The sequence below is a fragment of the Pseudomonas sp. 15C genome, assembly GCF_055484735.1.
Genome location: NZ_JBUDGD010000046.1, coordinates 36,574 through 47,725, shown reverse-complemented (window position 1 = coordinate 47,725; position 11,152 = coordinate 36,574). Strand labels below are relative to the sequence as shown.

The 11,152-nt window shown below is 62.0% G+C and carries 9 protein-coding genes; all 9 read right to left on the bottom strand.

Translation table 11 applies throughout. The features are described from left to right. The coding region (locus ACYYKW_RS20480; RefSeq protein WP_464990984.1) for a hypothetical protein at window positions 1–312 on the bottom strand (312 nt) is incomplete at its 3' end. 132 nt (window positions 313–444) lie between these two features. Then, the gene (locus tag ACYYKW_RS20475) at window positions 445–1,137 is read right to left on the bottom strand and encodes an anti-sigma factor (RefSeq protein WP_090284568.1); all 693 of its coding nucleotides are present in this window, start codon (window positions 1,135–1,137) and stop codon (window positions 445–447) included. After that, on the bottom strand, window positions 1,134–1,667 hold the full coding sequence (locus ACYYKW_RS20470; protein WP_093100115.1) for a sigma-70 family RNA polymerase sigma factor: 534 nt from the start codon (window positions 1,665–1,667) through the stop codon (window positions 1,134–1,136). Before ACYYKW_RS20470 ends, ACYYKW_RS20475 begins: the two co-directional genes overlap by 4 nt. A 154-nt stretch (window positions 1,668–1,821) precedes the next feature. Continuing rightward, window positions 1,822–2,343, bottom strand: coding sequence for a DUF3455 domain-containing protein (locus tag ACYYKW_RS20465; RefSeq protein ID WP_464990983.1), 522 nt, complete (start codon window positions 2,341–2,343; stop codon window positions 1,822–1,824). A 107-nt stretch (window positions 2,344–2,450) separates the two neighbouring features. Further along, window positions 2,451–4,142, bottom strand: a complete 1,692-nt coding sequence (locus ACYYKW_RS20460; RefSeq protein WP_464990982.1) for an ABC transporter ATP-binding protein — start codon at window positions 4,140–4,142, stop codon at window positions 2,451–2,453. A gap of 1 nt (window position 4,143) precedes the next feature. Then, window positions 4,144–5,166 (bottom strand): ABC transporter permease, encoded by a 1,023-nt coding sequence (locus tag ACYYKW_RS20455; protein ID WP_464990981.1) that lies wholly within the window; start codon window positions 5,164–5,166, stop codon window positions 4,144–4,146. After that, window positions 5,166–6,230, bottom strand: a complete 1,065-nt coding sequence (locus tag ACYYKW_RS20450; protein ID WP_464990980.1) for a microcin C ABC transporter permease YejB — start codon at window positions 6,228–6,230, stop codon at window positions 5,166–5,168. Before ACYYKW_RS20450 ends, ACYYKW_RS20455 begins: the two co-directional genes overlap by 1 nt. A 1-nt stretch (window position 6,231) precedes the next feature. Further along, the gene (locus ACYYKW_RS20445) at window positions 6,232–8,097 is read right to left on the bottom strand and encodes an extracellular solute-binding protein (protein WP_464990979.1); all 1,866 of its coding nucleotides are present in this window, start codon (window positions 8,095–8,097) and stop codon (window positions 6,232–6,234) included. Window positions 8,098–8,247: 150 nt separating this feature from the next. Further along, on the bottom strand, window positions 8,248–10,959 hold the full coding sequence (locus ACYYKW_RS20440) for a TonB-dependent receptor (protein ID WP_464990978.1): 2,712 nt from the start codon (window positions 10,957–10,959) through the stop codon (window positions 8,248–8,250). Window positions 10,960–11,152 lie beyond the last annotated feature (193 nt).

Here is an 11,152-nt window from a genome sequence, read left to right as displayed (position 1 = left end):
ACGTTCGATCAGACGATCCGAGCCACCTTCAGCAACGCGACGTTCGATCAGACGATCCGAGCCACCTTCAGCAACGCGACGTTCGATCAGACGATCCGAACCACCTTCAGCAACGCGGCGTTCGATCAGGCGATCCGAACCGCCTTCAGCGACGCGGCGTTCGATCAGACGATCCGAGCCACCTTCAGCCAGACGGCTTTCGATCAATTTGTCCGAGCCGTCAGCGGCGATCATTGTGTGGGCCGGGGTAGCGGCGAAAGCGTTAACTGCGAAAACCGAGAAAGCGATGCTGAGAAGAGTCTGGCGTTTCATGATGGTGTGCTCCGGGGTGTTGTTGGTTGGTATGGAGCTGATGTTACGCCCGGAATTTTTTCTGAGAACTTCATTGCCGTGATGGTGAACATCGACGCCGATGATGGTAGCGGCAACCCGCAGGATAGAGCCTTAAAGCACCTTCACCGCGCGGCCGATCGCCTGGATCGGCCCGGTCGGTTTGCCGATCGGCGAGCCATTGGCGCCCTCCAGCGTCAGCTCGAACAACTGGTTCGGTTGCAGCGGCGGCAGTTTATCCAGCGGCACCGACAAGGCCTCACCCGGTTTGACCAGCCCCAGCGACACCGGCCCTTGCCAGCCGTCCGCTTTGGTCCAGAATTCCAGGGCCTTGTCTGCCGGTACTTCGACCACGCCGAGCGGAATCAACTGAATCTCGCGCGAGTTGCTGGCCTGGATCACCCAGCCCGGAGCCTTGTCCTGCGGCGCCACCAGCACCACCAGATAGCTCGGTTTCGGCGGGGTCTGGGTCAGCAGAATCGAACCCAAAACCAGGGTTGCCGCCAGCCCGGCCGCACTCAAGCCGCGCCACAGCGGCAGCCGATTCCACCACAACGTTGCAGGCGCTTTTTCCGCGAGGCGATTGAGGCTGCGTTCGATGCGCGGCCACAGCAGGGCCGACGGTTGCTGCGGTTCGGCCAGATCGGTCAGCTCCAGCAGGCGCCGCTCCCAGGCATCCACCGCCGCACGCAGCTCGGGGTCGTTGGGCAAGCGTCGCTGCACCTCGATTCGCTGTTCGAACGACAGCGTGCCGAGCACGTATTCGCTGGCCAGTTCATCACGTTCCTGCGCCGATTCGCCGGTCATCCCATGCACTCCCGCAACGCATTGAGGCTGCGCTTGAGCCACGCTTTGACGGTGCCCAGCGGCGTGCCGAGGCGCGCCGAAATCTGCGCGTGGCTGTAGCCGTCGACATACGCATGCACAATGCAGGTGCGCCGCTGCGGCTCCAGCTGTTCCAGGCAACGGTGGATGCGCGCCGAATGTGCGGCGGCATCGAAGCCGTCATCCTCGGCCGCCACTTCGTGCTCGGCACTGAACGATGTTTCGCGACCGTGATCGCGCAACAGGTTCAGCGCCAGATGGCGGGTCACGCTGAACATCCAGCCACGCGCCGAACCGCGCGCCGGGTCAAACCCCGCCGCGCCGTTCCAGATCTTGATGAATGCTTCATGAACGATGTCCTCCGCCAGTGCGGTGTCGCGCACCAGCCGCTTGGCCACGCCGAGCAGGCGCGGGCCTTCCTGCACATACAAATCGCGCAGAGCCGCACGCTCGCCGCGGGCACAGGCAGCGAGACGGTCTTGGTAATCGAAATCGGATTCGGCTAAAGGCATGGTGTGCAATCTAGCTGACATTCGAGCAAACACCACAAAGCCCTGTGGGAGCGGGCTTGCCCGCGATGGCGTCGTGTCAGCAGAAAGGATTTCACTGACCCACCGGAATCGCGGGCAAGCCCGCTCCCACAGGGTATGCGGCGCAGGAAGAAAATCAGCTCGCCGCCCAGAAGATGTAATCCGCCTGATATTTCACCACTTCCTGCTTGCCCTTGTTCGCCGTCGTGCAGGCGCTGGCCGGGGCCACGCCGCCCTTGAGTGCGACGCGCTGGATGTAGCTCACGCCGCTCATCGCGCCTTTGCCTTCAGCCGGGTTGGCCTTGACCAGTTGATAAGGCAGGTTGCCCGGACTCGAAGGCGCCACCGCTAATTGCGTGCCGGTGACTTTCGAACCGTCCTTGGCCTGCCAGGTCGCCGGCGGGCCGAAGTAGGTGCCAACTTGCTGGCCGCTGCGGTCATTGAGCACGGCTTTCGGGCCGACGAAGATCCACTCGGTCTGACCGGCCCTGTTCGGCTTGTCGCGGCATTCATAAGTGATCTCGCCGACGCCGGTGGTTTCCAGGGCGATCTTGTGGCCGTCCGGCACTTTGATGGTGTCGGGATAACTGCTCTGGGCAAAGGTCGTCGAGGAGACGGCGAGCAAACCGGTGAAGCCAATCAGCTGGGTGATGTTCATCCGATGATTCTCCGAAAAGGGTAGAGCGCTGACAGCACAAGAGTGGGCTGTTACAGGGACTACCCGTGGCGGCGGCGATTGGATGCAGTGCCTGAAAATTTATTTGCTCACCTTGTAACTTGTGGGAGCTGGCTTGCCAGCGATAGCGGTGGGTCAGAGGCGGTAATGTCACCTGACACGACGCCATCGCTGGCAAGCCAGCTCCCACAGGAGTCTTCAGCGGGCTTCAAGCCCGAGGCGTTGAGGAGTTCCTGGGTGTAGGGATGTTGTGGCGCCGCGAAAATCTCCTGCGACGATCCTTGTTCAACGACCTTGCCATCCTTGATCACCATCAAGTCATGCGCCAGCGCATGCACCACTGCCAGATCATGGCTGATGAACAGATACGTCAGCCCGTGCTTGATCTGCAATTGCCGCAACAATTCCACCACCTGCTTTTGCACGGTGCGGTCCAGCGCCGAGGTCGGTTCGTCGAGCAGGATCAGCGCCGGTTCCAGCACCAGTGCGCGGGCGATGGAAATGCGTTGGCGCTGGCCGCCGGAAAACTCATGGGGATAGCGATGACGGCTTTGCGGGTCGAGGCCGACCTCTTCAAGCACGCGGATCACCGCGGCTTCACGTTCGGCTTCTGTACCGATGCCATGGGTCAGCAAGCCCTCGGCAATGATCTGCTGCACCGACATGCGCGGGCTGAGGCTGCCGAACGGGTCCTGAAACACCACCTGAATCTGCCGCCGCAACGGCCGCATCAAGCGCTGGTTGAGCAGGCTCAATTGCTTGTTGCCGAAACGGATGTTGCCCTCGGATTCGACCAGACGCAGGATCGCCTGACCCAAGGTCGACTTGCCCGAACCCGACTCGCCGACAATTCCCAGAGTCTTGCCGCGGTGCAGGGTGAAACTGACCCCGTCCACCGCTTTGATGTAGTCCTGCTGGCGGCTGAACAATGCCTTGGGCAGAGGAAACCAGACCTTCAGATCATCAACCTCAAGCAGGTTGTGCTCGTACTGACTCGGCACCGGCGCGCCGCTCGGCTCGGCCTCGATCAGCAGGCGGCTGTATGGATGCTGCGGCGCGTTGAACAACGTTGCGCAGTCGGCCTGTTCAACGATCTCGCCGTGACGCATCACGCACACGCGCTGCGCGATGCGCCGCACCAGATTGAGGTCGTGGCTGATCAGCAGCAACGACATGCCGAGGCGTTGCTGCAACTCGATCAGCAGTTCGAGGATCTTCTGCTGCACCGTGACATCCAGCGCCGTGGTCGGCTCATCGGCGATCAACAACTCCGGCTCGTTGGCCAGCGCCATGGCGATCATCACCCGTTGCCGCTGACCGCCGGAGAGCTGATGCGGATAGGCCTTCAAACGCTGCAACGGCTGGCGAATGCCGACCAGTTCCAACAGCTCCAGCGTGCGTGCGCGAGCCGCGCGGCCCTTGAGGCCTTTGTGGGTTTCCAGCACTTCGCTGATTTGCCGTTGCACCGTGTGCAGCGGGTTGAGCGAGGTCATTGGCTCTTGAAAGATCATCGCGATGCGATTGCCGCGCAAACCACGCATCTGCTGCTCGCTGGCGTGCAGCAAATCCACGCCGTTGTAGCGGATCGAGCCACTGCTGCTGAGGTTCTTGCCCGGCAGCAAGCGCAGGATCGAATGCGCCGTCACCGATTTGCCCGAGCCGGATTCACCGACCAATGCCAGGCACTCGCCACGGCGAATATCGAGGTTGACCCCGTGCACCACGGGCTGCCCGGCGAACGCCACGCGCAGGTCGCGAATTTCAATCAGGTTGTCAGTCATGTCAGCTCCGGGGATCGAACGCGTCACGGCAGGCCTCACCAATAAAAACCAACAAGGACAAAATCAACGCCAAGGCGAAAAACGCCGTCAGCCCCAGCCACGGTGCCTGCAGATTGCGCTTGGCCTGACCGATCAGCTCGCCCAGCGAGGCGGTGCCGGCCGGCATGCCGAAACCGAGAAAATCCAGCGCGGTCAGGGTGGCGATGGCACCGGTGAGAATGAACGGCAGGTAGGTGAGGGTGGAGGTCATCGCGTTGGGCAGGATGTGCCGACGCATCAGTTCGTTATCGGTCAGGCCCAGTGCCCGCGCGGCTTTGACGTATTCCAGATTGCGCCCACGGAGGAACTCGGCGCGCACCACATCGACCAGCGCCAGCCAGGAAAACAGCGCCATGATCCCCAGCAACCACCAGAAACTCGGCGAGACGAAACCGGACAGAATGATCAGCAGGTACAGCACCGGCAGCCCCGACCAGATCTCCAGCACACGTTGCCCGAGCAGGTCGACCCAACCGCCGTAATAGCCTTGCAGCGCGCCGGCAACGATGCCGATCAGCGCGCTGATGGCGGTGAGGATCAACGCAAACAGAATCGAAATCCGCGTACCGAAAATCACCCGCGCCAACACATCGCGGGCCTGATCATCGGTGCCCAGCCAATTGCTCGCCGAGGGCGGACTGGGTGCCGGTTCCGCAAGGTCGTAATTGACCGTGTCGTAGCTGAACGGGATCGGCGGAAACAGCATCCAGCCGCCCTGATCCTCAATCAATTTGTGTACGTAATTGCTGGCGTAATCCGGCTGAAACGGCAGCTCGCCACCGAAATCGGTTTCGAGGTAATCGCTGAGGATCGGCAAGTAAAAAGCGTCGTGATAACGGATCACCAGCGGCTTGTCATTGGCGATCAACTCGCCACCCAGGCAAATCAGGCACAAGCCGATAAACAGCCACAGCGACCAGCGTCCACGGCGGTTGGCCTTGAATTGCGCGACACGGCGCCGGCCCAGAGGAGACAGTGTGAACATCAGGCAGTCCTCGCCGAGAAGTCGATGCGCGGATCGAGCAGGGTGTAACAGAGGTCGCCGATCAGCTTGATCAACAGGCCGAACAGGGTGAACAGAAACAGCGCGCCGAACACCACCGGATAGTCGCGCGACACCGCCGCTTCGTAGCTCATGCGCCCGAGGCCGTCGAGGTTGAAGATGGTTTCGATCAGCAGCGAGCCGGCGAAGAACACCTCGATCAGCGCCGACGGCACCCCGGCCGCCACCAAAAGCATGGCGTTGCGAAACACATGGCCGTAGAGCACGCGGCGCTCGGTCAGGCCTTTGGCCCGCGCGGTGATCACGTACTGGCGGCTGATCTCGTTGAGAAAGCTGTTCTTGGTCAGAATCGTCAGGGTGGCGAAGCCGCCTATCACCAGCGCGGTGACCGGCAGCACCAGATGCCAGAGGTAATCGCCGAGCTTGCCCAGCGTGCTCAGTTGGTCGAAGTCGTCCGAGACCAGCCCCTGCACTGGAAACCAGTTGACGTAGCTGCCACCGGCGAACACCACGATCAGCAGGATGGCAAACAGAAACGCTGGCATCGCATAGCCGATGATGATTGCCGTGCTGCTCCAGACATCAAACGCGCTGCCGTTTCTGATTGCCTTGCGAATGCCCAACGGGATTGAAATGAGGTAAGTGATCAGCGTCGCCCACAAGCCCAGCGACAGTGACACCGGCAGCTTCTGCACGATCAGGTCAGTGACCTTGGCGCCGCGAAAAAAACTGCTGCCCAGGTCCAGCTGCGCGTAGTTTGTCAGCATCAGCCACAGGCGTTCGTGCAGCGGTTTGTCGAAGCCGTAATGGTGTTTGATTTCTTCGATCAGCGCCGGGTCCAGGCCGCGGCTGCTGCGGCCCGCGCCACCCACCGCCGCGACCTCACCAGCGCCACCCATGCTGTGGCCGCCAAAACCTTGCAGACGGGCAATGGCTTGTTCCACCGGTCCACCCGGCGCGGCCTGTACGATCAAAAAATTCACCACCAGAATGCACAGCAGTGTGGGGATGATCAGCAGCAAGCGACGACTCAGATAACGCAACATGTCACTGGCCTCCCGCGAGCTGAGCGCGCATCTGCTGGGTGGTCAGCGGCTTGGCCGAGACTTCCCACCAGGTGTTGAGGCCTTCGTCGTACGCCGGTTGCACGGCCGGCATGCCAAAGCGGTTCTGATACACCGTCGGCGTGCCTTTGGAGTAGTAGTTGGGAATCATGTAGTAACCCCATTGCAGCACCCGGTCGAGGGCGCGGGCGTAATGCACCATGGCTTGGCGGCTGTTGGCCTGGACCAGCCCGTCGATCAACTGATCGACCGCCGGATCGGCCAGCACCATCGAGTTCGAACTGCCGACCTGCGTGGCACTTTGCGAGGCGTACAGGCTGTACAACTCGCGGCCGGGGGAGACGATCGGATCGCCACTGCGCGGGAAACTGGTGACGATCATGTCGTAGTCGCGGGCGTTGAGACGGTTGACGTATTGCGCCGAATCGATGCGCCGCAGATTGAGGGTGATGCCGATCTGCGCGAGGGTGCGTTTGAACGGCAGCAGCATGCGATCGAAGCCGCCCTGACCGTCAAGAAAGGTAAATTCCAGCGGCTCACCGGCAGCGTTGACCAGGCGATTGTGTTGCGGCGTCCAGCCGGCTTCGGCGAGCAGCTTCAGCGCTTGCAATTGCTTGTCGCGGATGTAGCCGCTGCCGTCGGTTTTCGGCGCCTCATACACCGTAGTGAAAACCTCATCGGGGACCTTGCCGCGCAGCGGTTCGAGGATCTGCAATTCCTCGGCGTCGGGCAGGGCGGTGGCGGCCATTTCACTCTTCGGCCAGAAGCTGTTCTGACGCACGTAGAAGCCCCGCATCATCTGCTTGTTGGTCCATTCGAAATCCCACAGCAGGCTGATCGCCTGACGCACGCGGCGATCCTTGAAGATCGGGTTTTGCAGGTTGAACACGAAGCCTTGCGCGGCGGTAGGTTTTTCCGGGGCGAGGATTGCTTGCTGCAGACGCCCGTCGCGCAGGGCCGGGCTGTCGTAGCCGACGACGTAACCCGATGAGGAAAACTCGCGGTTGTAGTCGAACGCCCCGGCCTGCAACAACTGCCGAGCGACGTCGGTGTCACCGTAGAAATTCACCGTCAGCGTGTCGAAGTTGTACATCCCGCGACTGACCGGCAGGTCCTTGCCCCACCAGTCCGGGTCGCGCTGGAAACTGATACTGCGCCCGGCGTCGACCTTGCTCACCCGGTACGGGCCGCTGCCCAGCGGCGGCTCGAAACCGCCGCCATTGGCGAAGTCACGGGTTTTCCACCAATGTTCGGGCACCACGCGCATCGTCGCCAGATCCAGCGCCAGCGTGCGGTTGAGGTTGTTCTTGAAGGTGAACCGCACTTGCTGCGGGCCTTCGATCAGCACCTCCTGCACATCGGCGTACTGCTGGCGATAACTGAGGCTGCCCTTGGTCATCAGCAGGTTGAAGGTGTAGCGCACATCTTCGGCGGTGATCGGCGTGCCGTCGGCAAAACGCGCCTTCGGGTTGAGGGTGAAACGCACCCAGAGCCCGTCGGGATCGCGCTCGATCTGCTCGGCGACCAGGCCGTAAACGGTGTAGGGCTCATCGAGCGAGCGGAACGCCAGCGGCGCATACACCCAGTCGTTGACCTGCACCACGGAAATGCCCTGATCGGCATACGGGGTGATGTAGTTGTACTGGCCGATCTCCATCGACGCGCGGCTGAGCGAACCGCCCTTGGGCGCCTTGGGATCGACGAAATCGAAATGCTGGAAATTCGCCGGATACTTCGGCGCCTCGCCGTACACCGTCAGCGCATGGCTGCCGGCGGCCAGCGCCGAGGTGCCGGAGCACAGCAACGCACTGCCGAACAGCAGGGCGGCGATGTTGCGCATGAATCTCATGAAGTCACTCCCCAAAATCCCTGAATGGTCACGGAACCCTTGTGGGAGCTGGCTTGCCAGCGATAGCGGTGAGTCAGTCAACATTCAATTCACTGACAAACCGCCATCGCTGGCAAGCCAGCTCCCACAGGGTTTTGCGGTGCTCGTTCTTTAGAAGTGGTAAGTCATGCGCGCAAACAAGGTGCGTCCCAGCGGGTCGGTGTAGCGCGGGTCATAGCCGCTCTGGAAGTTGTAGGCCTGGTTGGAGAACGGCGGGTTGCGGTCGAAGACGTTCTTCATCCCGGCATCGACATCCAGCACTTTGTTGAAGGTGTAGCCGGCCGACAGGTCCCACACCGAATACGAAGCCACGCGCGAATGGGTGTCGCGGTCGTAGTCGTTGTAACCGGTGGTGAAGCGGTTGGTCAGCGCTGCCCGCGCCGCGCCCAGGCTCCAGCTGCCGGTGAGGTTGTGCTTCCAGCGCGCGATTACGCCGTCACCCTGAAAGTCGCCAACCTTGTCAGTGAACGGGCCTTTGATGGTGCTCTGGAAGTCGTACTCGTCGACATAAGTGCCTTGCAGGCCCAGGCCAAACTGACCGTACGGCGTATTGGGAAAGCGATAGTCGAGCGACACATCGACGCCGTTGGTTTCGACGATGCCGAGGTTGGCGTTGCCGGTAACGATGTAATCGAGTGTGCCGTCGGCGTTACGCACGAAGCGATCCTGATAGGAACCGGCCTGATCGAATACGGTGGATTCCGGGAACGGCTGGATCTGGTTGGAAATGTGAATCCACCAGAAATCCAGGCCCACCGACAGGTTGCTGATCGGCTGATAGACGAAGCCCAGCGTCACGTTGCGCGCCTTTTCCGGGGCCAGGTCTTCGTTGCCGCCAATCTGGTTGAGGAACTGCTGACCGCAATCGCGGCCACCGTTGCCGCCCGGTTGCACCACGCCGCCGGTACACAGCACCGGGTCGTTGTAGTAGCCCTGGGTGTAGGTGATGCTGCGCGGCGAATACAACTCGTAAAGCGACGGCGCACGGAAGCCTTCACTGTAGGCGCCACGCACCACCAGCTCTTTCAATGGCTGATAACGGAACGAGTATTTCGGGTTGGTGGTGCTGCCGAAGTCGCTGTACTTGTCGTGACGCACGGCGGCGGACAGTTCGAGGCTGTCGAGCACCGGCACGTTGATTTCGGCGTAGGCGGCTTTGACGCTGCGGTCACCCTCGACGCTGCCGGCCGGGTCGATACCGAGGCTCTGGATGTCGCCGGCAAATTGTTCGAAGTCCTGGTGGAATTTCTCTTTGCGGTACTCGCCACCCAAGGCCAGACCGGACGGGCCGGCGCCGAACCAGTCGCCGATCTCGCGGCTGATGCGCCCGTCGAACCCGGCCACGCGCCCCACAGCCGTGGAATAGGCGCCGTGATACGCCGCGTTATCGATGTATTGCTGACCAGCCGCCGACTGCGGACCGAACGGGTTGAGCAAACCGCTGGCGAGGCCGTTGATCATCGCCTGATCGCTGACATAACCACTGGTGACGCTGGAGACGATTTTGTTCTGGTTGTACGAGGCGCCGACGTTGTAATCCCAGCCGGCCACCAGACCATCGAAGCTCAGCAGAAAGCGCTGACTGGTGTTTTGGTCCTTCGATTCGCGCGGGCCGGCGGCGGTTTCACGCCAGTTGACGTCGACCGGTTGCGTCGGGTCGAGAGCGAACTCGGTCGGCGCCGGGGTGATGCCGTTGCCGGGGTAGTAGGGCGACGACGAATCCAGGCTCAGACCGGTCAATGGTGCCGGGCCGATGGCGGTGGCGTTGTTGTTGCGCGACCAGAAATATTCGAGGTTGACGTTGTGATCGTCGCCGAGCTTGCCGGTGGTCTTGCCGAAGAACGAAGTCTTCTCGGTCTGCGGCACCAGGTCGATGAATTCACGGGTGCTGAAGCGGCACAAGCCGTCGCGGGCGATCAGGTTGGGACCGTTGCAGTTGCTGGCGGCCAACGGGTTGGTGGCGTTGCCGTTCTGACTGTAGTTGCCGGGGAACGCAGTGCCGGAGGTCTGATCGAGACCGCGGCCGGGGGCGTAGTCGGTGGCGAAGGAGCGGTCGTTGGCGTCGAGGTTCTGCTGCTTGTTGTAGTTGAACACGCCGAGCACGTTGAAGCGGTCTTCTTCCAGATCGCCGTAACCCCAACTGGCGCTCATGTCTTTGGTCGCCCCACCGCCGCTGTGGGTCGGGGTTTCGCCGCCGAGCGTCAACGCGCCGTCGGTGAGGGACTTCTTGGTGATGAAGTTGATCACGCCGCCGATCGCATCGGTGCCGTACAGCGCCGAGGCGCCGTCGCGCAGCACTTCCACGCGCTCGATGGCGGCAAACGGGATCATGTTCAGATCCACCGCGCCGCCCGCCGAGTTGGTGCCCGACAAGGCGTTGTTGGCCAGGCGTCGGCCGTTGAGCAGCACCAGCGTCTTGTTCGCGCCGATGCCGCGCATGTCGGCGAACGAGGCACCGCCCGTGGCGGCGCCCACGGAGCCGGCACTGTTGTTGATCGACTGGCTGCCGGTGATGCGCTGGACCAGTTCGGCGGTGGTGGTCACGCCCTGTTTGCGCAGCTCATCGGCCTTGAGAATGGTGATCGGCACCGCCGTTTCTGCATCGACCCGACGAATCGCCGAACCGGTCACTTCCACCCGTTGCAGTTGCGTGGTGGGCGCGACGACCGCGGCCGCCGCCGGGACGCTGGCATTGTCGTCCTCGGCCGCTTGCACGGTGCCGGCGCCCACCCCCATGGCCACCAGGTACAGCGGAACGAAACGATGGCGAGAGATCGTGGCCACCAAGGGTTTGAGCGTGAAGCGTGGAGTGTTCATCAGCATGGTTGTTTCCGACTTTTATCAGACGTTATCGAAATGGCCTTGTGAGCCGCTCATTGCTCCGCTACCGGTGATACCGCGTGCGGAAAACCACTTTCTTCAAGCAAGCCGATCCCCTCCGAACACGCGTGGCGTTTTTTCGGTCGGCCGATTACGACGGGATTCGTTCAGCGGTGCGGCGCGCGTCTTTCAAGCC

Excerpts from the sequence above, each read along its gene's own strand:
- ACYYKW_RS20475 (WP_090284568.1), bottom strand. The coding sequence starts at position 1,137 with ATGACCGGCGAATCGGCGCAGGAACGTGATGAACTGGCCAGCGAATAC.
- ACYYKW_RS20470 (WP_093100115.1), bottom strand. The coding sequence starts at position 1,667 with ATGCCTTTAGCCGAATCCGATTTCGATTACCAAGACCGTCTCGCTGCC.
- ACYYKW_RS20465 (WP_464990983.1), bottom strand. The coding sequence starts at position 2,343 with ATGAACATCACCCAGCTGATTGGCTTCACCGGTTTGCTCGCCGTCTCC.
- ACYYKW_RS20460 (WP_464990982.1), bottom strand. The coding sequence starts at position 4,142 with ATGACTGACAACCTGATTGAAATTCGCGACCTGCGCGTGGCGTTCGCC.
- ACYYKW_RS20455 (WP_464990981.1), bottom strand. The coding sequence starts at position 5,166 with ATGTTCACACTGTCTCCTCTGGGCCGGCGCCGTGTCGCGCAATTCAAG.
- ACYYKW_RS20450 (WP_464990980.1), bottom strand. The coding sequence starts at position 6,230 with ATGTTGCGTTATCTGAGTCGTCGCTTGCTGCTGATCATCCCCACACTG.
- ACYYKW_RS20445 (WP_464990979.1), bottom strand. The coding sequence starts at position 8,097 with ATGAGATTCATGCGCAACATCGCCGCCCTGCTGTTCGGCAGTGCGTTG.
- ACYYKW_RS20440 (WP_464990978.1), bottom strand. The coding sequence starts at position 10,959 with ATGCTGATGAACACTCCACGCTTCACGCTCAAACCCTTGGTGGCCACG.